This is a genomic window from Oceanisphaera psychrotolerans (assembly GCF_001870485.1).
In the GTDB taxonomy this organism is placed as follows: Bacteria; Pseudomonadota; Gammaproteobacteria; order Enterobacterales; family Aeromonadaceae; genus Oceanimonas; species Oceanimonas psychrotolerans.
The window spans coordinates 56,068-77,562 of the sequence record NZ_MDKE01000003.1 but is presented as its reverse complement, the minus strand read 5'-3'; the positions used below and the strand labels follow the sequence as shown (position 1 = coordinate 77,562).

At 59.0% G+C, this 21,495-nt stretch carries 15 protein-coding genes and 1 pseudogene; 2 read left to right on the top strand and 14 right to left on the bottom strand.

What is annotated here, in order from left to right; all coding sequences use genetic code 11:
* The first annotated feature begins 45 nt into the window (after positions 1-45).
* Positions 46-804 carry a penicillin-insensitive murein endopeptidase gene (gene mepA / locus BFR47_RS01330; protein WP_071471389.1) on the top strand — a complete coding sequence of 253 codons (759 nt, stop codon included), beginning with the start codon at positions 46-48 and terminating at the stop codon, positions 802-804.
* 14 nt (positions 805-818) lie between these two features.
* Here mepA and BFR47_RS01325 read toward each other — a convergent pair whose 3' ends face one another.
* Genes BFR47_RS01325 through BFR47_RS01300 form a run of 7 tightly spaced genes read right to left on the bottom strand, consistent with a single transcriptional unit; the run spans position 819 to position 12,662 of the window.
* On the bottom strand, positions 819-1,604 hold the full coding sequence (locus tag BFR47_RS01325) for a response regulator (RefSeq protein ID WP_071471388.1): 786 nt from the start codon (positions 1,602-1,604) through the stop codon (positions 819-821).
* The gene (locus BFR47_RS01320) at positions 1,574-4,402 is read right to left on the bottom strand and encodes an ATP-binding protein (protein ID WP_175514042.1); all 2,829 of its coding nucleotides are present in this window, start codon (positions 4,400-4,402) and stop codon (positions 1,574-1,576) included. The genes BFR47_RS01325 and BFR47_RS01320 overlap by 31 nt, the downstream gene beginning before the upstream one ends.
* A 5-nt stretch (positions 4,403-4,407) precedes the next feature.
* Positions 4,408-7,290, bottom strand: coding sequence for an ATP-binding protein (locus BFR47_RS01315; RefSeq protein WP_071471386.1), 2,883 nt, complete (start codon positions 7,288-7,290; stop codon positions 4,408-4,410).
* A gap of 2 nt (positions 7,291-7,292) precedes the next feature.
* Entirely contained in the window at positions 7,293-7,655 is a 363-nt protein-coding gene (locus BFR47_RS18940; RefSeq protein WP_217645421.1) for an EAL domain-containing protein, read from the bottom strand.
* A gap of 11 nt (positions 7,656-7,666) precedes the next feature.
* Positions 7,667-8,500, bottom strand: a complete 834-nt coding sequence (locus BFR47_RS01310; protein ID WP_217645420.1) for an EAL domain-containing response regulator — start codon at positions 8,498-8,500, stop codon at positions 7,667-7,669.
* Positions 8,501-8,538: 38 nt separating this feature from the next.
* Positions 8,539-11,478: a PAS domain-containing hybrid sensor histidine kinase/response regulator gene (locus BFR47_RS01305; RefSeq protein ID WP_139215076.1), complete on the bottom strand. Its 2,940-nt coding sequence runs from the start codon at positions 11,476-11,478 to the stop codon at positions 8,539-8,541.
* Complete coding sequence (locus tag BFR47_RS01300) at positions 11,385-12,662, bottom strand: CHASE domain-containing protein (protein WP_175514041.1); 1,278 nt, start codon at positions 12,660-12,662, stop codon at positions 11,385-11,387. The genes BFR47_RS01305 and BFR47_RS01300 overlap by 94 nt, the downstream gene beginning before the upstream one ends.
* Before the next feature lie 362 nt (positions 12,663-13,024).
* Between BFR47_RS01300 and glpD the strand changes: the two are divergent.
* Positions 13,025-14,532: pseudogene (gene glpD, locus BFR47_RS01295) on the top strand (glycerol-3-phosphate dehydrogenase).
* 21 nt (positions 14,533-14,553) lie between these two features.
* Here the strand turns inward: glpD and BFR47_RS01290 are convergent.
* The 7 genes from BFR47_RS01290 to BFR47_RS18935 all read right to left on the bottom strand — a co-directional run bounded on the left by BFR47_RS01290 (position 14,554) and on the right by BFR47_RS18935 (position 21,383).
* On the bottom strand, positions 14,554-16,317 hold the full coding sequence (locus BFR47_RS01290; protein WP_245748747.1) for a putative bifunctional diguanylate cyclase/phosphodiesterase: 1,764 nt from the start codon (positions 16,315-16,317) through the stop codon (positions 14,554-14,556).
* A gap of 122 nt (positions 16,318-16,439) precedes the next feature.
* Positions 16,440-18,581 (bottom strand): hypothetical protein, encoded by a 2,142-nt coding sequence (locus BFR47_RS17680; protein ID WP_139215075.1) that lies wholly within the window; start codon positions 18,579-18,581, stop codon positions 16,440-16,442.
* Positions 18,578-18,970, bottom strand: a complete 393-nt coding sequence (locus BFR47_RS01275) for a hypothetical protein (RefSeq protein ID WP_245748746.1) — start codon at positions 18,968-18,970, stop codon at positions 18,578-18,580. The genes BFR47_RS17680 and BFR47_RS01275 overlap by 4 nt, the downstream gene beginning before the upstream one ends.
* Complete coding sequence (locus BFR47_RS01270) at positions 18,960-19,727, bottom strand: prepilin-type N-terminal cleavage/methylation domain-containing protein (protein ID WP_071471380.1); 768 nt, start codon at positions 19,725-19,727, stop codon at positions 18,960-18,962. The genes BFR47_RS01275 and BFR47_RS01270 overlap by 11 nt, the downstream gene beginning before the upstream one ends.
* Positions 19,724-20,287, bottom strand: coding sequence for a type IV pilus modification PilV family protein (locus BFR47_RS01265; protein ID WP_071471379.1), 564 nt, complete (start codon positions 20,285-20,287; stop codon positions 19,724-19,726). The genes BFR47_RS01270 and BFR47_RS01265 overlap by 4 nt, the downstream gene beginning before the upstream one ends.
* Positions 20,277-20,837 (bottom strand): prepilin-type N-terminal cleavage/methylation domain-containing protein, encoded by a 561-nt coding sequence (locus tag BFR47_RS01260; protein ID WP_071471378.1) that lies wholly within the window; start codon positions 20,835-20,837, stop codon positions 20,277-20,279. The genes BFR47_RS01265 and BFR47_RS01260 overlap by 11 nt, the downstream gene beginning before the upstream one ends.
* Positions 20,838-20,879: 42 nt before the next feature.
* Positions 20,880-21,383 carry a prepilin-type N-terminal cleavage/methylation domain-containing protein gene (locus tag BFR47_RS18935; RefSeq protein WP_071471377.1) on the bottom strand — a complete coding sequence of 168 codons (504 nt, stop codon included), beginning with the start codon at positions 21,381-21,383 and terminating at the stop codon, positions 20,880-20,882.
* Positions 21,384-21,495: the final 112 nt, after the last annotated feature.

Below are 21,495 nucleotides of genomic sequence, written 5' to 3'. Positions count from 1 at the left end.
GCAACCATAAATAATGGTGACATGCGGTCGTTCGGGAGCACGGAAATGATTAAATGGATCGGGTTATTGTTATGGCTGCCCAGTCTGGTCTGGGCCGAGGCCATCGGCAGTTATGCCGCCGGTTGCCAGCTGAACGCCCGGCCGCTGCCCGCCTCCGGGCCCGGTTTTTATGTGATCCGCGCCAACCGCGAGCGTTTCTATGGCCAGCCGCCGCTGATCGATTATTTGCAGGATTTGGGGCGTCACGTCCGGCAGGCCGGCCTGCCGCCGATGCTGGTCGCCGACATTGCCATGGAGCGCGGCGGTCCCTTCCGGTCTGGCCATCGCAGCCATCAGACCGGGCTCGATGCCGATATCTGGCTGCGCCCGCCCCCCAGGAACCCGGACACCCGACGGCTGGAGCGCATCAAGGCGGTCGATATGGTGGATCATCGCTACTATATCCTCAACGCCCATTTTCGCGATCCACAACGCCAGCTGATCGCCCTGGCGGCGCAGGATGAGCGGGTCAGCCGTATTTTCGTGCACCCCCTGATCAAGAGCGCCATGTGCCGGGCCTACGGCGAGGCCGACTGGCTGGGCAAACTCCGCCCCTGGTTTGGTCATTCCAGCCATTTTCATGTACGGCTGCACTGCCCGCCAGGAGATAACCAGTGCGAGCCCCAGGCCGCCGTGCCCGCCGGCACCGGCTGTGGCCGCGAGCTGGCCAGCTGGCTGAACGACAAGGCGGGCGCCATCCCCGCCGGTTCGCGCCCACCCTATCGCCCCGTTCTGCCCGAGAGGTGCATCGGCTGGGTGCGTTGAGGCTTACCGTTAGCTCACCTGTTGTTTAATCCGATGGGTATCAACTGCTCTTCAATACTGGTTTCAACCAGCGTCAGGTTTCGCTCGAACTGACTGATCAACGGCGTCAGTCCGGCCTGTTGCCCGGCCTTGCACACGGTTTCCAGCTCGGCGCAGCTGTCCGCAAACGCCAGCGCGCCGACGGTTCGGGCGGCAGACTTCAACTGATGGGCTATCGCCCCCACTTGCCGGGCATCCCCCTTGATATAGGCCTCACGCAATGCTATTGCCGACCGACGGAGCGACACCTGAAAATCCGACAACACCGCCTGTATGATCTGCTCGTCATCACCGACCAGCTCCCTCAGCACCGACAGCTCCACCACCGTCGATGACGGCACCCGCTCCGGCGCCTCGACGGCGACTTCCCTGGCGCCGGGGAGCCAGTGATGCAGCATATCCCCCAGCACGTCCAGCTGAATTGGTTTGCTCAGGCAATCATCGAACCCCGACCCATCGATGATACGCTGACGCACACTGAGCACATCGGCGGTCAGGGCGATAATCGGCAGGTGCCTCCCCTTGCCTTCTTCCTGCCGGATTGCCCTGGCCAACTGCAAGCCATCCATCTGCGGCATATGCAGATCGGTCAGCAACAAGGCAAATTCACCCTGCCGCCAGCGTTGCAGAGCGTCCTGGCCGTTCGCCGCCACCTCGGCGCGATAGCCCAGCAACGCCAGCTGATGCAGAATGACCTTCTGGTTGGTGGTGTCGTCTTCCGCCACCAGGATCAACTGGCCCTTGCCCCTCGCCTCGGCCACCGTCGCGCCCGGGTCACCGGCTCTCCGACCGGCACCTCCGCCTTGCCGGCCGCCATCAGCACCGCCTGCTGCAACCGTTGTTGTTCGAGAAAATCACCGTCGAGGGTCAACAGATCATGATGCACCCACCTGGGCTGGCGACGACGCCCCCGGGTCAGCCACAACAGACGCCCGGACGGCAGGCCGGCGCCGGACAACAGCGCATCATCATCGACGTCGCTGTCATGGATCAGCACGGGATCGTCCCACTCGGCGGCCATGGCCTCGGCCTGCTGCCGGCTGTCCGCCACCCGCACCCGGGCACCGGCGGCCGTCAGCAGGGTCTGGATATCCTCGGCGCGTTCGGTCTCACCGCCGATCAGCACGCAGTCGACTCCGCTCAACGGCGCCTGCTGCACCACCGGCTCCGGATCGAGCAGGGGCAGCCTGATGGTAAATGTCGACCCCAGCCCCGGCCGGCTGTCGAGGGAAATCTGCCCTTGCATCATATCCACCAGCCGTTGGCAGATGGCCAGGCCCAGGCCCGAGCCGCCAAAGCGCCGGGTAGTGGAGCTTTCCGCCTGTACAAAGGGACGGAACAGCTCCTGCTGCATGGCGGGATCGATGCCGATGCCGTTATCGATCACCCGCACCCGCAGCCACCGGGAATTCACACCTAGCGTGATCCGGAGCCGGACCCGACCACGCAGCTCATCGCGATCGGCACTGAACTTGATGGCATTACCGAGCAGGTTGTAAATCAGCTGGCGCAGCCGGGTCGGATCGCCCTCGATCATCTGTGGTACCTCGGGCCCGATATAGCAGGTCACATCCACCTGCTTGTCGATGGCCATCGGATACAGGGTGGCGCAGACGCCTTCCACCAGCGGACTCAGCGCAAAGCGGGTGCGCTCCAGCTCGAGCCGCCCGGCCTCTATCTTGGAAAAGTCGAGAATATCGTCGATCAGGCTCAGCAGCGACAGGGCCGAGTCCCTGATGATGTGAATGGTATCCCGCTGGCCGCTGTCGGTACTCTGCCGTTCGAGCACCTCCAGCATTCCCAGCACCCCGTTCATGGGAGTACGAATTTCATGGCTCATGGTCGCCAGAAACTCCGACTTGGCCTGACTCGCCCGTTCCGCCTCGCGGCGGGCGACGTGCAGTTCCTCGGTACTCTCGGCGACCCGGCGCCGGATATGCAGGCTCTGCTCGACGGACACCAGGGCAAAGGATATCGCCAGCAGCAGGATGATCATGGCGGCGATGATGTACACCGTCATCATCACGGACTGACCCGCCGCCAGCAAGGGCGCCGGGGTCCAGCTCTCCAGCAGGAAGCGGGCATCACCCAGCGGCTCCGGATGCAGCTGCCACTCAGGTGGTCGTTCTGCCTGCGAGGGCAGGCGCTGATCCAGCAACAGGCTGGCATTCCCTTCACCATCAATCAGGGTGAGCCGGCTGAGCAGGCCGCCTTCCGCCCCCTTCCCGGCCAGAGCCGTGATCAGGCCCTCCATCCGGATAAAGCCAACGGCAAACCCCCGCAAGGCAACGTGGCGTTCATCGGCCAATGCCCGCCTGTCCGCCTCCCCCTGGCGGTAAACCGGCACCAACAGCCGCCAGTGGCCGATGGATTCATCATCATAGAGGTGACAGGCGCAACCCTGTACCAGCACCGGCTGCATGCTGATTGCCGCCCGCATCATCGCCGAGCGGAGCACGGGGGCACTGCCCAGATCCAGGCCGGTGGGCGGCATGGCTGCCGTTTTGCCATGAAAGCTCAGGGGAAAATAAGTGTCTCGCGCCAACACCGGAATAAAACCGTCTTCCCCGTCCGGCTCCACCAGCCGAAAGCCTGACAGCCCCCGGCGCCGCATATCCGCTACCAGCGAGTGCCGGGCATCGGCCGCCACCATGGGCACCCAGGCCAGCCCCTGCACCACACCGCTGTCCAGTATCCGTTGTGAAAAACGGCTGAACTGGGCCTGGGTAATGGCGCCACTGCTGGAGACAAAATCCGCCACCGAATCCACGGCCTGCTGCTGGCGCAGTAAATGCCCTTCCAGATATTCATGCAACACTTCGCCGGCCGTCCCGATATCTTGTCGCCGCTCGGCCTGCTCCGCCCGCTGCAGCAGGGTGAAGCCCAAGGTGGTCAGAACAACCACCAGCAGCGGCAAAAACAGCAGCTTGCGGGCAAGCAAGCTGCGCTCCTGATAGAGACCGGACCACAGGGGCAGCAGCAGGGCCGCCACCAGCAGCACGCCGAAGGTATCGCCGGCCCACCAGGTCATCCAGCTGGCGGCGATCAATTCGATCTGCAATCCCTCGAACAGGGCCAGGTTGACCACCCCCGTGGTCGCAGCCACAGCGCTGGCGACCGGCCCGGCCAGCAACAGCCGATGCAGTACCTGGCTTTCCTTCAGGTTGCCCCGTTCGGGCGCGACCAGCGGATTCAGCCAGCGGGCACCCAGCAAGGCACTCAGGGTCATGCCTATCGACGGCAACACGCTGAACAGAACCGCAAACAAGGTCGCCGGCTGGTCGATCAGCAGGGTTCTTTGAAACAGCGAAACACAGAAGGCCCCCAGCCAGACTGCCGGCCAGTAGCGGTTTCCCCACAGCAACAATGCAAACAACGCCAGGCCGGCGGCGGGCCAGAGCAACGAGGCTCGTACTGGTGGCCCTGCCAGCCATTGACCCAGGCCGGCCAGGACCAGATAGCCAAGCACTATCAGAGCGGCCTTGATCCAGGAGAAGGCCTCGTCTGGCCTGTGCCTACGGTGGTCCTGATCCTGTGCGGTCTGGGGTGCTTCCTGCATGCGGTTCATGTCTCCTGATTTAAGGGGGCGGCTGGCTGACAAGGCCAGCCTGGATCCGCCGCCGGCAGCCATTGCTGCAGCTTGGCGGCCAGCACATCCAGCCGTACCGGCTTGGTCAGGTAGTCGTCCACCCCCCGAGGTCGTTCGGCCTGTGACCGTGCACTCAACACATCGGCGGTCAGCATGATGATGGGCAGCGGATGTCCCTGCTGCCGTCGACGGATGGCGCCGGCCAGCTGATAGCCGTCCATCTCCGGCATGTGCAGATCGGTGAGCAATAACACAAACCCGCCCTGTTGCCAGCGCCGCAGCGCCTCCCGACCATTAACCGCCAGCTCGGCCTGATAACCGAGTAACGCCAACTGGCGCAGTATCACCTTTTGGTTGACGGCATCGTCTTCCGCCACCAGGATCCGTGCCCCCGTGACTGCCGGTACCCTGATGGTCCGGGCAGGCACAACCAGACCAGGCCCGGGTTCTGCCCACCCACTCTGCGGCGTCACCGCCTGTACCGGCAGGCTCAGGGTAAACACGGCCCCCGCGCCAAGAGCACTGTCGACCCGAATGTCGCCGCCCATCATCTCCACCAGTCGCCGGCAGATGGTCAGTCCCAGGCCGGTGCCTCCAAAACGACGGGTAGTGGAGCTTTCCAGCTGAATAAACGGCTGGAACAAGGCTGCCTGCTGCTCGGGGGCAATGCCGATGCCGTTGTCGGCCACCTGCAATGACAGCCGCAGCGGCTCCCGGCTCTCCCGTTCGACCCGCAGCCGCACCTGCCCCCGCAGACCGGGGCGACCCGCACTGAATTTGATGGCATTGCCCAGCAGGTTGTAGAGCAGCTGACGCAAGCGCAGCGGATCCCCGCCACACTCGGCCGGCACCGCCTTATCGATCTCGCAACTGATGTCCACCTGCCTGGCCGACGCCATCGGCTGCAGGCTGAGGTGCACGCTCTCCACCAGCTTGTGAATATTCATCCGGGTTTGCTCGAGCTCAAGCAGACCCGCCTCGATTTTCGAAAAGTCGAGGATGTCGTCGATCAGTTGCAACAGTGATTGCGCCGAGGTTCTGATGATACCCACCGTCTCGTTGCGGGTGTCGATGTCATGCTGGTGCGGCAGCAATTCGGCCATGCCGAGAATGCCGTTCATGGGGGTACGGATTTCATGGCTCATGTTGGCGAGAAAGTCGGATTTGGCCTGATTGGCCTGTTCCGCCGCACGGCGGGCCTCGTCCAGTTCGCGGGTTCTGTCCGCCACCAGGCGTCGGGTACGGATGCTCTGGCCGATGACATTGGTGGTAAATGAGGTCACCAGCAGCAACAGCAATACCACCCCCACGATAAACAGCTTCATCATGGGGGACTGGCCCGGCTGCCAGGGCAGCGGCGCCCAGCTTTCCAGTTCGAGCCGGGTATCACCGAGCCATTGGGGGCCAAGCTGCCAGTCGGCCCGTATGCCCTCGTGCACCGCCCCTCGCTGATCCAGCAGCGTCAGCGGCTGGCCCTGCTGAGTCAGGGTCAGCCGGCTGGAGAGTCCAACCTGAGTGGAGCGCTCGGCCAGACCAAGCACCAGCTCCCTTGCATGAACAAAGCCCACGGCAACCCCCAGCAAGGCCTGCCGTCGCGCCGCAGGCGACGCCGGCTCAGCATCAAAGCCGGGCCGGTACACGGGAACAAAGAGACGCCAGGCACCCCCCTTGACTGTTTCCAAAGGGGCTTTCCACAGTTGCAGCACCGGCAGGCCACTGGCGGCGGCCTGGGTGATTGCCGCCATACAGTCCGCCTTGGCACCCAGATCCTCCCCGATGACGGGGGCATACTCCGGCGCCGAGGCGGCAAAAACAAACGGATAGTATTCGGCGCGGGCCGAGGCCGGCACAAAATCCCCCCGGGCGTTTTTCTCGAGCAGATGAAACTCCGGCCAGCTATGCTGAGCGATAGCTGACTCGAATACCTCGCGGTCGGTGGCCCGCACCCTGGGTACCCAGGCCAGTCCCTTCACTACCCCGCTGTTGATCAGCCGCCGGGTAAGGCGGACAAACTCGGCCTGATCAAGGTCATCATCCCCCGAGGCCACATCGGCCACCTCGTACACCGCCTCCTGCTGGCGCAACAGGCTGCTTTCGAGGTACTCATGCAGCACCTCGCCGGACACATTGATATGCTGTCGATGCTCCGACTGCTCCATGCGCCCAAGCAGCATCAGGCCGATCACCGACACTATGATCACCAGCAGGGGTAAAAACATCATCTTGAGCACACTGGCCGTGGTTTCACGGTAGGCGTCGGACAACAGAGGCAGCAGGAAGGGGGCTATCATCAGCACCCCCAGAGTATCGGCCGACCACCAGGCCAGCCAGTTGCCGAGCAACAGTTCGACCGACAGGCCACCGAACAGATACATGGTGGTGATGCCCGCCGTGGCCGACAGGGTACAGGCCACCGGGGCGGCCAGTACCAGCCGCAGCAGGACTTCCCCTTCCCGCTCGGCCTGGCGGCGCGAGTCGGCCAGAGGGGCCAGCCAGACCGCCCCCAACCAGGCCCCCAGGGTGGCCGCCACCGCCGGAATGGCGGTCATCAGCATCACCGCCAGGCCCGGATCATCGCCGGTCAACCAGGTATTGTGCAGAAAATCCGCCCCAAAGCCGCCCAGCCAGACTGCCGGCCAGTACTGCCGGCCCCAGATCAACAGGCCAAACAGCGCCAGCCCGGCGGCAGGCCAGATCGGCGCCGCATACACGGGCGGGGTGGCCAGCCACATGCCCAACCAGGCCAGCACGGCATAACCCAGTATCAAGGCGCAGGAACGCCACAGCGGGCGAAGCCAGGGACGGGCACCAGCCCATGCTTGGCTGTCGTCCAACGTCGGCGATGGTACGGCAGTCATGATTATGGTTCCCGGGGGGGCGGTAGCCGGTTCATTTGATCATGCCACTGGTCAAGCCAGGCGCTGATTTGTCCGGCCGGCATGGGCCGGGCGATAAAGTACCCCTGAGCCAGCCGGCATCTGCCCGTCTGCTTCAGGTAGTTCCAGTCATCGGCATCTTCCACGCCTTCGGCCACGGTGCTCATGCCCAGTTGCTCGGCCATGCCCAGAATAGCGTCAAAAATGGTCTTGCGGGTTGGATCCCGGTTGGCTTCATGCACAAAACTGCGATCTATCTTGAGCTCGCTGAACGGAATGTCTCTCAGCTGGGCGAGGGAGGAATAACCGGTACCGAAATCATCGATAGAGAGGCCAATGCGCTTCAAACGCAGCCGGGTCAGGTATCGAGCGCCTTCAGGGGCTCCGCCATCAGCTGGCTTTCTGTCACTTCCAGGGTCAGCTGCTCCAGCGGCATGCCGGTTTCCGCCGCCAACCGGGTAACAAAGTCGGGAAACAACAGCGAGCTGATATTATCCATGCTGACATTGACGGCGATATTGAAATCGAGGCCCTGTTGTCGCCACTGACGAGCATCATGCAGTGCCTGACGCATCACGCAACGGGTCAACTCGTCGATAAGCCCATGCTGCTCGGCCACCGGGATAAACAGATCGGGATAGATAAGGCCATGCCGGGGGTGCTGCCAGCGCACCAGCGCCTCGACCCCATCCACCGCTCCGCTGGCCAGCACCACCTTCGGCTGATAATGATTGATCAGTTCGCCGGCGGCGATGCCCCTGACCAGGTCGTCCGGGTTGCACAACTCACCAAGCCCTCCGTTCAGCGTTGCGGGTGAGGGCTGAGTCTGCGCTAAAATCTGGCTCAGGTGTTGAAGGGAAATCGGCTTCTGGATCGCGTCGAGCACATTCAACCCATGCCCCCTGGCCAGAGATTGAGCCGTCGACAGAATTCGTTCGTCTTCGCCACTGAGCAACAGCAGCTTGCCTGAATAACCGATACGAGCCAGATGACGGACACACTCGATACCATCCATATCCGGCATTTGCAGATCCAGTATCACCAGGCCAATAGTACCGTCGTCCTGCCTCATCAAGCTCAACGCCTGCTCGGCAGAGGTGCAGGCAATAATTTCCTTGCTACTGGCAAGCGTAAGCTGGCGCTTCAATACCTGGAGCATAAAAGGATCATCGTCGACCACCAGTATTTTCATATCGGACTCGTACCCCTACTCATCTTTGTTATTAATTGTTAGTTGATAGTTGATGCCCGGCTATCTTCACTCAGTATTTCGGAAAGACAGTCCTCGACTCGTTTTGTCTGCGACTCGAACTGCATGAACAGAGGAGCCAGTTCACTCTGGGTACGGTGTTGGCTCTGTACTTCCAGTTCCGCGCACAACTCCGCCAACCGCAATGCACCGACCACACGGGAAGAGGACTTTAGCCGATGTGCCAGTTCGGCAATCGAAGCAAGGTCACCTTCCTGATGGGCAGTAAAAAGCGCACTGCCTGCATCCAGCAGCCCGACCTGGTAGGCGGCCAGCAGCTCACGGATCACCTCCTGGTCAGTACCGATCTGGCCATACAAGACCGAGAGTTCCAGCACCGGTTCTTCGGTTTCCGTTGCTTGCATAGATTCCAGCGGCGGAGAGTCAGACAGCCACTTCTGTAACGTGGCGCCGAGCATATCGAGGCTGATGGGTTTGGTCAGGTAATCATCCAGATCCGAGTTTTCGTGCTTTCCGAGCCGTAACACATCGGCGGTCAGCGCCAGAATCGGCATCGGTGGTCCCTGCTCTTCCCGGCGGATGGCCGCCGCCAGTTGATAGCCATCCATTTCCGGCATATGCAGATCGGTCAGTAGCAGAGAAAACCCGCCATTACGCCACTGCTGCAAAGCCTGGTAACCGTCTTCAGCCACGACCGAACCATAGCCCAGCAACGCAAGTTGCTGCCGTATCACTTTCCGGTTGGTCGGATCATCCTCCGCCACCAGTATCAACTGCTCCCGCTGTTGAACCGCCGTCCCCGGGGACAACGCATCATCCGTTTCTGGGTCTGCCGAGACCGTCTCCGCCAGCACCGGCCCAACGGCAACGGGTTCAGGCACCGGCTGTACCGGCAGCATCAGGGTAAAGGTCGTCCCCTTTCCGGGAGTACTCTGTACGCTGATATCACCCTGCATCATGTCAACCAGCCGCCGACAGATGGCCAGCCCCAGACCGGAACCACCGAAGTGGCGAGTCGTCGAACTTTCGGCCTGAACAAAGGGGTTGAACACATCGGCCTGCAGTTCGGGGGGGATACCGATGCCGTTATCATTGACCGCCAGCTTCAGACACCACGGTTCCCTGCTGTGCAGCTCGATGCTGAGTTCTGCCAGCCCGGGCTGCTCCGGACGACCGGCACTGAACTTGATGGCATTGCCCAGCAGGTTATAGAAGATCTGACGCAGTCGTACCGGATCCCCATAGATCTGTTGCGGCACATCCGGGGCAATACGGCAACTGACGGCCACCCGCTTGTCTTCGGCCGTGGGCATCAATACCGTGCAGACTTCTTTTATCAGCGGATCGAGCGCCAACGGCAGCTGCTCCAGCTCCAGCCGCCCCGCCTCTATTTTCGAAAAGTCCAGAATATCGTCAATCAGGCTCAACAAGGTTCTGCCCGAATCCCTGATAATATCAATCAGCTCTTCAAGCCCGGACTGAGTATTCTGCCGTTCCAGCACGTCGAGCATGCCCAGCACACCGTTCATGGGGGTGCGCATTTCATGACTCATGGTCGCCAGAAAGTCCGACTTGGCACGGTTGGCCCGCTCCGCCTCCCGTTGAGCGGCCCCGAGCTCGACGGTCCGCGCTTCCACCCGAATTTCCAGCTCTTCAGCCTGTTGTGCCATCGACAGTTCCGCCATTTTACGGGCGCTAATATCATCGTGACTGACCACTACCCAGACCTTGCCAGCCTCGGCCAGCCGGGTGATACGGCAATGAAACCATCTCTGATGATCCGGGCCGTGACAGTCGTATTCGAAGCCGGCATCCGTGCGCAGCCCGGCTATCACCTCACCAATAAGGCCGGCGACATTGAGACCGTTTTCCTGCTCATAATCACACTGAGCCAGGTAGTTTTTTCCCTCGCTCACCGCGGCCACATCGCCACCATTGGCGGTCGCAAAGCGACGCCAGCCCCGATTGGTTTGCAGTATCATCCCCTGTTGATCGAGTACGGCAATATGGGAGGGCAAGGCATCAATCACTCCCCTGATGAAATGTTCACTGTCCTGCAGCTGACGTGTCCGCCTTGCTACCCGCTCCTCCAGCTGCTGGTTCAATTCGTGCAGTGCCTGCTCACTGCGCAACAACGCTACTTCAACCTGCCGGCGGGCGCTGATGTCCACCGCCGAGGGGATCAGCTTAAGCACTTTCCCCTGTTCATCCCGCACTGGCACCAGAATGAAATCCATGGTCATCAGGGTGCCATCGGCGGCCACCAGCTCAAGATCATGACGTACCACTTCGCCGGCGGCGGCCATGCGGATGTCTGCGCGCAACCGGGCCTGCAACGCCGCCGAATGAGTAAACCAGGGGGTCTGTTCGAAGGGCCGGTCGAGCACCTCTTCACGCCGTAAATCAAATGTTTCCAGTGCGGTCCCGTTGCACTCCAGCAGGGTGCCGTCCGGAGTCATTTCCCCCACAAAAACGGGCATGGCATCGATAATGCCACGCAACCTGGCTTCCGACCGAGCTATCTTCAGGGTTCGTTCGGCGACCTGACGGCCGATGCGAACATGCTGTCCCGCCGCCGACAACACATACACCGATAACAGCAACAAGATGATCACGCAGCCCATCAAGTAGATCTTCATGGCAGTGGAATTGCCTGGAATCCAGGGCTGCAGATCCCAACTGGTCAGCCGCAAGGCATTGCCGACCAGAGATTCCACGTGGCTGTTCAACAGGGTATAGGATGGATTATGCGCCGGCATAGTGCCGCTCAGGGGCAGATAGTTGCCATCCGGATGAGTGAGGCCGACCCCCATTCCCAGTTGCGCGGCCTGTTGCTGCAACGGCTGATAGATGTCATCCAGGTAAATCAGGCCCACGGCAAAGCCACGCAACGCGGCGCGACGGTCGGCCAGGGTGGCCGACTCGGGCACAAATCCGGCTTGATAGACGGGAAAGAACAAGCGGTAATCGTCGTTGCGCTCACTATCGGCACCGTATAGAGCTGCCGGATTTCCAGCACCGGCAGCCCGGTATCTCTGGCCTGACGGATCACGGCCAGGGCGTCGGGGTGGTAACCGAGATCCAGCCCCAGGGCCGGTGCCGGGCTCCCCGGACGCAACTCCGAATACAGCAAGGGATAATGCTCGCTGGCCTCTGCGGCCGCCACCAGCCGACCCTGGTCATCGACCTGGCGGATGGTAAAGCGGGTCAGGCCGCTCTGCCTGACCTCCTGTTCCATTGCGACGCGTTCGCTCCCCGCAAGCCGGGGCGCCCAGCCCAGGCCACCGATATCGTTGTTGTCACGCACCATCCTGTGCGTGAAACGGGCAAAGTCTTCCCGGCTGACCCGTTCACTGGCATTGAACAAACTGGCCACCGACTCCACCGCTCGCGTCTGGGTCAGCAACCATTGCCCCAGGGTTTGATTCATGCGGAGGCTATCCTGATATTTCTCCTGCTGATGCAACACCCGATTGCTGTGGGCCAGCCAATGGTAGCCGCCCAGCATCAACAGGCTGGTCACCAGCAAGGGTAAAATAATCTGCCAACGGTGCGCGCGCCAGATTTGACCGGTTGCCGGTATAAAAGCCACCGACAAAGACAACACCAGCAGCACGCCCAGGCTGTCACCGGCCCACCAGCTGAACCAACGGGAGCTCAGTACCGCCAGCGCTTCTTCCTGCAGAAAATAAAATCCCGCCATGGCAAAGGTGGCCGAGATCAGGCTCGCCAGTGGGCCGGCCAGCACCAGCAAGGCACAGCAGCCCGATGCCCGTTCGAAGCGTGCCCGGGCATCGAAATAGGGTTGGATCAGCCGAAAAGCCACCCAGGCCTGCAAGGCCACAGCCAGACCGACCACCAGCGACATCCAAGCAAGCATGGGGAACAATCCATCCTCCTGTATGACCTGCAACGCGAAGGCACTGGCGGCACCCAGCCCGATCCCAGGCCAGCTACGCGGCCCCCACACCATGAGCCCGACCAGCGCTGCCCCCGCCGCCGGCCACAGGGGCAGCGAGAACATAAATGAAAACATCAGCGGCTGTTCAAGCCACAGCGTCAACTGCGCCAGAGAGACATACATCAGCGCCTGTAGCAGGATACCTGACAGCAGACTGCGTTCCTTGCCGACACTGTCAGCCAAATCCGCATCCGGGGCAGAGCCACGAAATAAGGGCAAGCGCATATTATTGAAGGCTCCAGGATAAAATTAAAAAACAGCAGTATGGATATGGATAAAGAATTTTTTCCTAGAGTAATGTATCCGATTACGGATGAATAGAACTCGATACCCGCTCCAGCTGCTTTAATAACAACTAAACCGATACATTTTGAATAAAAGAAATACTTCTATATGAAATCATTCAGTTAAATGGAGACATCCCATCGGCTTATCCGGTTTCTTTCCACCGATGACGATGAATACCAGAAAGCAGCGATAAATAAGGCACGGTAAAAATACCCATCGAGTAACTACAGACATCATCCCCGCGCAAGGAGCCGGAAATGACAGCTGAACCTCCTCTTTACGATCTGCTGGTCATTGGTGGTGGCGTTAACGGCGTCGGCATCGCGATGGACGCGGCGGGCCGGGGTCTTCAGGTCAAGTTATGCGAAATGAACGACCTGGCATCAGCCACCTCCTCGAACAGCAGCAACTGATCCACGGCGGCCTGCGTTATCTGGAGCATTATGAATTCGGCCTGGTCAAAAAGGCGCTGGCGGAGCGGGAGTTATTGCTGAAGAATGCGCCCCATATCATGTGGCCGCTGCGCTTTCGCCTGCCCCATCGCCCACACCTGCGTCCGGCCTGGATGATCCGCGCCGGCCTCTTTCTCTATGACCACCTCGCCCGGCGCGAGCGGCTGCCCGGATCCTGCGCCATTCGCTTCGACCAAAACAGCCCGCTGCAGCCTTACCTTAATCGCGGCTTTGAATATTCCGACGGCTGGGTGGACGATGCCCGGCTGGTGGTGCTGTGTGCCATGGCCGCCCGCAACCAGGGCGCGGAGATCGCCACCCGTACCCGCTGCATCCGGGCACAACGTCACCAGGGTCTGTGGTACATCACCCTGCAAGACACCGCGACCGGAGCGCAGCAGCAGTGCCGCAGCCGGGTGCTGGTCAACGCCGCCGGCCCCTGGGCCAGCAGGCTCTTTGCCGAGACCATTCCCCTGCCCGCGCCCCAACAGCTGCGACTGGTCAAGGGCAGTCATATCGTGGTGCCGCGACTGCACGACGGCCCCGAAGCCTATATGCTGCAAAACGAAGATCGTCGCATCGTCTTTGTGCTGCCCTACCTGGACCGGTTTTCACTGATCGGCACCACCGATGTGGACTACGAGGGCGATCCGGCCGAGGTACAGATCAGCGAACGGGAAGTGGATTACCTGTGCACCCTGGTCAACGACCATTTCAAACGGCAGATAAGCCCGGCGGACGTGGTATGGCGTTATTCCGGCGTACGCCCCTTGATCAGCAACGAGGGTGGCGAGGCGCAGCAGGCCTCGCGCGATTATCGCTTCGAGCTGGACGCGCCCGCCAATGACGCGCCGCTGCTGTCGGTATTTGGTGGCAAACTCACCACCTATCGTCTGCTGGCCGAGGCCGCCACCAGTGCCCTCTGCCGGTTTTTTCCCGAAGCCGGTCCGCCCTGGACCCACCACGCCGTGCTGCCCGGCGGCAACTTCCATTCGCCACCCCGGCTGGCTGCCGCCCTGCAACGGCACTACCCCTGGCTGCCGGCTGCCCTGCAACAACGCCTGGTACGCAGCTACGGCACCCTGTGCCATCGGTTTTTGCATGGCTGTGAACAGCTGGACGATCTGGGAGAGGCCTTTGGCGCCGGCTTGTATCAGAAAGAGGTGGATTACCTGATGGAACAGGAGTGGGCCAGAACCGTGGACGATATTCTCTGGCGCCGCTCCAAGTTGGGGCTTGAACTGCAGGATGAGGAACGGGCCCGCCTGCAACGCTATCTGCAGACCCGCTTGACGAACAACTCTGTCCGATGAAAAACAAGACCTGATGCCAGTTCAGGGCTGTCTGTCGGCCAGCAACGCCGTCATGTCGGTCACCGACAGCGGCCGATAAAAATAATATCCCTGCACCGTGAGGGGGCCAAAGTCTCTCAGCAACGCCAGCTGTGACGCCTGCTCAACCCCTTCCACCACCAGACTCAGCGACAGCTGCTGTGCCAGGCTGGCAATGGTTTTCAGCAGCACGAAGGCGCGCGTATTATGGCAGGCCTCGACCATGAAGCTGCGGTCGATTTTGAGCTCATCCAGCGGGTACCGGTGCAGGCAGGACATCGCCGAATAACCGGTGCCAAAGTCGTCCAGAGAAATGCAGAACCCCTGCCGCCGCAAGCGTTTCAGCATGGCCACGCATGAGTCTTTATGCTCCATCATGGTGGTTTCGGTCACTTCCAGCTTCAGGCGGTTGGCCGTGATCCCCGCCTCATTCACACACGCCTGCAACCAGTCGGAAAAATCCGCCTGACCGAACTGCTGGGCGCTGAGGTTGACGGACACCACCGGCAACCGGGAATAGTGGTACTGCCACTGTGCCACCTGAGCGCAAACCTGCTCGATCACCCAGCGGTCCAGTCGCACCGAGAGGCCGTTTTTCTCGGCCACCGGAATAAACTCGCCCGGAGATATCGCCCCCAGTTGCGGGTGCTGCCAGCGCAACAAGGCTTCCAGCGCCCTGATGGTGCCCGTATCCGGGCAGACCTGAGGCTGATAATGCAGGCTGAGGCCTTCACCCGTGCCGGTGTTCAGTATGTGGTACAGGCCCTGCTCGATGAGCAGTTCCCGATGGTGCAGGACATGCTCGCGTTGATCCACAAACTGAAAACGATTGCGCCCGTCCCGCTTGGCCATGGCATGCGCATGCTCCGCCGCCTGCAACAAGCCGGTGCTCTCGGCCGCATCCCGCGGATAATTGGCGATGCCGATACTCGGTTGCAGGCTGACCACATTCTGATCGGCCAGCACTATCGGTTGGGCCAGCAGGCCCAGCAGCTTGTCGGCCAGCTGGGCCATGGCGGTGTTTTGCGCCCGGCTGTGACGCAACACCGCAAACTGATCGCCTTGCAGCCGCACCAGGGTATCGGCCTCGTCTACCGCCGCCTGCAGCGTACGAGCCTGCTGACGCAGCACGTCATCACCCCAGGTCAGGCCGAGTTGCTCGTTAACGGGCCGCAGGCGACCGATATCGAGCACCATCAGCCCCACTTCTATCTGGTTGCGCTCGGCTTCGGCCAGCGCCTGTTCGAGCCGGCTGGTCAACAACTGGCGATTACCCAGCTGAGTAAGCGGATCTTTGAAGGTAAACAGCATACGTTCGCGCTTGGGGCCGGCGATCGCGGTAAGGTCGTGGCCGATGGCCACCCGGTGAGTGATTTCACCGTCGTCATCGGTCAAGGTATTGATAGTAAGCCACTGCAGATAGACTTCTCCCGACTTGCGCCGGTTCCATATCTGGCCGCTCCAGCTGCCGCTGTCTTGCAGTTGCATGCGCATCTGCCGGTAAAAGTCGGGAGAGTGCCGTGCCGACTGTACCAGCCGGGGGGTCTGCCCCAGTGCCTCTTCGGCACTATAACCGGTGATGTGGGTAAAGGCGGCGTTCACCCGCTGAATAATGCTGTTGGCATCCGTGACCATGATCAATTCGAGCGAATGCTCGAGCACATGCTCCAGCAGTTGCCGTTTGAATTGCAAGGCGCGCTCCAGGGGCCGAGAAGATAATCCGGTAGATTCCTGCCAGCTTTCCAGGGAGGTGATTGAATTCTGCACGATTCGGGAATCCTTACCTGATTCTTCAAGTCATTGTTCTAGCTGAGAAATAATAATATTCAAACACATACAAGGCAAACTGAGGGGCCACCATACTGGTACGGCCGCCCCTGCTCCGGAGATTAACGGGCCACTTCCCGGCGGTTGAACACCCGATCGTTGCCGCGCTTGCGCGGATCTTCGGTGATATTCAGTCTGGCCGATGGATGGGCCAGAGCGCCGTCCTTGTGAGGCTGTAACCACAGGGGAACTTCCATACTCACCTTGCCACTCCACGCCTTGTCGTAGGCGCTCACTTCTATCGACTGATCTGCTACCGTCAGTGTCAACGGCGGAGACGGCATGTCAGGTACATCAAGCACAGCTGACGGCTGCAACACATAAGTAAATGTGGTGTCTTCGGCCACGGTACCAGTGTCGGTCGAGTAGTAATTCAGGTGGGTCGGCATTTTTCCTTCCAGACCAAGCGGTAACTCGAGATCTTCCAGTGTCAGATAGCCGAAGCGCAATTTATCGTCTGCATCCGCCAGCGTGGTTTCACCGTTTACGCCCAGGGTTTGGTCATGCCCCTTTATGGTCAGCTCCAATGGCAGATTCAGACCGGTTTCGGCAAAGGGCTGGTCTTTAATGAATGACAGACTGTCAGGATCCAGTTCTATCCGATGCTGCCCCGGCTCGGGCTCGGAGTAAGAAAGTGCCAATTCGGAATATGACAAGGTGGTATCCAGCTCGACCCGACTATTACCAGAGGCCTTGAGGCCACCGGCAAATTCACCGCTGTAACTGGGCAAGGCCGAGCCGTCAATATCCAGCCCTTTCACCACAAAGCCGGGTATTGCTTCAAACTCAACAGACTCCTGCTGCCCGGCATAAACCACATCACCGGAAATATCGCCGGCTATGATTTGTTCTACGCTAAGCGATGCGGGCACGGTGCGGCCGATGATTGCAGTATCGCCTTGGGTTTGTTTGTCACCACAATCGGGAGCATAAGAAACACAGTGTTGATTCACCGTGGCTTGTACCAAAGCCACATCATCAAAGAGAATTTCATCATCGAAACTGGAAAGGAAATGTTCGTTAACTTGCACTGCTTTGTCATTGGGCAGTACAAACTTATAATAGGTGAGTTCCGAACCTTTTGTTTTGTTACTGCCGTCGACACCATAAGAAACAAAGTTTAACGATAAAGAGGTTTCTTCACTGGCCTTGGCCAGTACAGGACAGCCTGAGTGCTCCGCATAGCTAAATGTCTCCCCTACTTCCGGGCATTTGGCAGGTGACGTTACTTCCACCATGTAGGGCACAAACTTAAGACTGACACTCTGAGCAGCTTGTCCTTCTATCTGTGGATCCAGGGTCAATGTGAGTGATGCTGCTTGGTCATGCTTGATGTAAAGCTCGGTGTTTAATGGTAATGAATATGTGCTACCGCTTATAAGATCTTTGTAATCGCCATCACTTCCAGTCACGGCTTTATAAGACAGGGCTCCAGCATCATAGCTAACCTTGAAATCTTGGGCGGTATTAGTGGCGGTGCTTTCGATGAGTATTTTTGCGGCATTATCACCTTCACCATATACGTAACCAATTGAACTTGTTGGTGATAAATCATACTCGAATTCTTCTTCATCAATCCAATTAAAATCGAATGAGCATGTATCCCGGCTATCAATCGTCGCATTGGCTTTCACATCCTGATTCGTTGAGCTTACGCGCCCACAAAAGCCAGTGTGTGGTGTTTGTATTGTCACATCACCTGTAGCATAAAGGTAGCCGTAAAACTCACCCTTTATATCTGCATCACCTTCAACAAAAATCAAGACGCCATCATCTACCCCACCAACTTTACCATTTGGCTTAACCTCGAAATCACCATTGATGATATAAAACTTTCCATTACCATCGAACGTACTCCAGTTATTCACGGTATAGTCACTATTCTTTATTTCAACTTTTTCTTTTGCTTTGTATAGCTCTAAATCTGCCTTAGGCGTATTCTCATACTTAGACGAAGGTGGGACGGAACAGGGATATCCATAACAACGTTTATCATCTTTTTTTCCACTATCGACATACGTAAAGTTAACCTCCCCACTGTCATCATTTTTCCCTTCTCCATATATGAAGGAATTATTATGAATATTTATATAACCATCACTATGGCTCTGCACCGTATAGGGGAAAATCTCTTCGATGGTCTGCGCCAGGCCGGATGCACTCCAGCATAGAGGGACAAAAAGCAGAACCTTTAAATACTTCATTCAATCACCTCGACTTCTATGTTGCGGATCACCGTCAGTTGACCGGTGTTACAAGTCCCTGTGGCGATGACATTCACCTGGGTGACGCCGGCGCTCGTGCTGCTCTCCGGGACCATGGCGATTCCTGTACAGCCCGCCACGTCTGTCGTGACGGCACTGCTGGCTGTAATAACGTCCAGCAGTTCAAACACCTTTTGCTCCAGCACCGACTCGGCGGCCAGCCGGGCCTTCAGTGCCAAGGCTTCGTATACCAGCTGCTGACTGCTCTGGCCCGACAGCGTGGCCATCCCGGCCATCAGCGCCGCCATCACCAGGATGATGAACAACACGCTCAGCAGCATGCTGCCGCGCTGCCTTGAGTGAGCACCGGGGTTGATATCAGGGCTCATAAATCACCTGGACTTGACTGGGTAGCACCAGCTCACCTTCTCGGGTCGGCATCGACAGCGTCATCCATAGTAACTGAAGAGACTCATCATAGTCTGAAAATAGCGGCCCGGATTTGATGTTGGTCAACATCAGGGTTTTGTCAGACCAGTCGCTGGTTCCTTCTTTTATCTCGCGCCAGAGGTTACCGTCATCGTCCAGACAGAATCGAACCTGATACCGATACAGCAGGACATAACGATTACCCTGGCCCTCCCAGTCAAAGCTGACTCCTGACGCGAAGGCATCGGAGAATAACAGCACGGCTTGCGCCGAGCTTTGATCCTTCAACGCCGCCACGTTGTCCGGCAGTACCTCGGGGTAATCCTGCCAGACGGCCTCGCCGCTGTCGGCACGTACCGCCAGGTTGACACCATCGATAATGTCTTCCTGCAGTATCAGCGGAACAATAAACTGCGCGGTACCATCGGTTACCTGACCGAGATATTTGCCTGAGGCCAGCACCGGCACGAAGGAGACACAACGATTGGCGGCGCCGTCATAAGAGCCGATATAGACGCTGGGGCTGTAGGCCAGGCCGAGTTCGCGCCGGATACGTTCCATGGCAAAACGGGCGCCGGCCAGGGCCTGACCGCGCTCGGCGGTACCGACATAGCTCGTGGCCATGTCGGCGATGAACCGGGTGCCAAAGACGGCGCCGATGCCGATGAGCACCAGCACGATAACCAGCTCCAGCAGGGTAAAGCCACGCGCCTTCATCGGATGTTGTACCGGTGCAGGGTAAAGGACAGGGTCGTCCCCTGGTCGATAGCGACTTTTATCTCTACCCGTTTGAAAATATTGTCGGGGTCATCCTCGTTAACCGACACACAGGTTTCTACCGTAAAGCGTCGATAAAGCTGTGCTTCCGGCAAGTCCAGCTGAGCGGCCAGCGCCTCACCACCAACGGCACCCACGGCTCCCTTCTCACCGTCATTACACCAGAGCTGAAAATCATCCACCACGGCAAAGCTGCTCACCTCATCGGATGCCGATGCCTGCGGACTGTTGGCACAGGCTGGCACGCCATCGATACCACAACGCTCCTGTGCGACGGGATTATTATTGGCGTCGTATTTTACCGCCACGATTTGCTCGGCCAGGGCTTCGGCCAGTGACACCGCCCTGAACTGAAACACCGGGTCCAGCTGGCGGGGCTGACTGAGAAAAAACAGCCCGGCACCGACCAGCACGATGGCCAGTATCACCAACCCCAGCACATATTCCAGCAGGCTGATGCCACGCTGACCACCAGGAACGAGCAAGACGTCAGGGCGCATGAATATAGCCCTCGGGTTCGATGTACACGACCTTGTCGCCCAGGGTAATCATCATCGCCGTATTCAGCGGTACCGGCCCCGAGGACCTATGCAGATAGGGCCGCCCCAGACGGCTATCGTTACTCAGGTAAGCAGACGCTGCCGCCGGCTTGCCAAATTGCACGACCAGCGGCAGCGTGTAGGAAAGAGAGGGCTCAACCGTCATGGTCAGTCCGGTTTTGCCCACAAACAGGCCTTGTTGCTCGGCTGTGGTTAACTGCTCGCTCGTTAACAACGCGGCAGAATCACAGTCATCGGAAAGTGAAAAACCACTTTGGGTAATCACCACCCGACCGCATTGCTCTATACCCATATCACTGACCAAGGCACCCGGGTCATTCATGGCCCTGAGTTGCGCCAGCCGCAGCAGGCCCATCAGATTGTCGGCCTGCAACCGCTGCTCGAAGTTACCGCCCACCGGCAGGCGTGGCAAGGCCACCGCCGCCAGTATGCCGGTCAGCACCAGCACCAGTATCAGTTCGATGAGGGTGAAACCACGGAGTTTAGTCATGGGGTTAAAAAAGGCGGCCTAAGCCGCCTTTCATTTATCTAATTAGCATCCGGAAGTATCAGATGAAACTGTTGCCGCAGCAGTAGACGTCGCAGCCTTATACACAACTTTGCAAGTAGTAGTCGCATCATCTTCGTCAGCACCAATCCGTGCTGTTGGAGCGATGGTGATAGTTGCACCCGCGGTTTCACCACCACCAATAGAACGGAAAGCAGCAGTAGTTCCCGCATCGGAAACATCAAGTTCCTGAAGCATCGCAATGATGCCGGTAGCATTAGCTGTAGGAAAACCATGAATGAAGTTTACATTTGTTCCATCTATTTCAATAGGTGTGGGAGCATCTGTATTGTCTTGACCTTTCAAAATCGCCTTGGTGTTCGCTAAGGTCAGACCAGATTGAATTGAGCCTTTCAAAGCATTAACGTTGGCGCCATACGCATCTCCCTGCAGGTTGATGAAACGCGGTGCAGCCACGGCACCCAGAATGCCTAAAATCACGATCACGATAACCAGTTCGATCAGGGTAAAACCCGCTGTTTTCTTCATGCTTTCCTCATCTCTTGATGTCATTAACTTGTTGGTAACAATGCTATTTTACGGATAAACCATCGTTCAAATACTACGCTCGGATGATACTGATCAGGTGCGGGGCAATCCA

What these genes read in the sequence shown, in the direction of transcription:
- BFR47_RS01270 (WP_071471380.1), bottom strand. Translation starts at nt 19,727, where the DNA reads ATGAAGGCGCGTGGCTTTACCCTGCTGGAGCTGGTTATCGTGCTGGTG.
- BFR47_RS01265 (WP_071471379.1), bottom strand. Translation starts at nt 20,287, where the DNA reads ATGCGCCCTGACGTCTTGCTCGTTCCTGGTGGTCAGCGTGGCATCAGC.
- BFR47_RS01260 (WP_071471378.1), bottom strand. Translation starts at nt 20,837, where the DNA reads ATGACTAAACTCCGTGGTTTCACCCTCATCGAACTGATACTGGTGCTG.
- BFR47_RS01315 (WP_071471386.1), bottom strand. Translation starts at nt 7,290, where the DNA reads ATGACTGCCGTACCATCGCCGACGTTGGACGACAGCCAAGCATGGGCT.
- BFR47_RS17680 (WP_139215075.1), bottom strand. Translation starts at nt 18,581, where the DNA reads ATGAAGTATTTAAAGGTTCTGCTTTTTGTCCCTCTATGCTGGAGTGCA.
- BFR47_RS18935 (WP_071471377.1), bottom strand. Translation starts at nt 21,383, where the DNA reads ATGAAGAAAACAGCGGGTTTTACCCTGATCGAACTGGTTATCGTGATC.
- mepA (WP_071471389.1), top strand. Translation starts at nt 46, where the DNA reads ATGATTAAATGGATCGGGTTATTGTTATGGCTGCCCAGTCTGGTCTGG.
- BFR47_RS01310 (WP_217645420.1), bottom strand. Translation starts at nt 8,500, where the DNA reads ATGAAAATACTGGTGGTCGACGATGATCCTTTTATGCTCCAGGTATTG.
- BFR47_RS01275 (WP_245748746.1), bottom strand. Translation starts at nt 18,970, where the DNA reads ATGAGCCCTGATATCAACCCCGGTGCTCACTCAAGGCAGCGCGGCAGC.
- BFR47_RS01320 (WP_175514042.1), bottom strand. Translation starts at nt 4,402, where the DNA reads ATGCAGGAAGCACCCCAGACCGCACAGGATCAGGACCACCGTAGGCAC.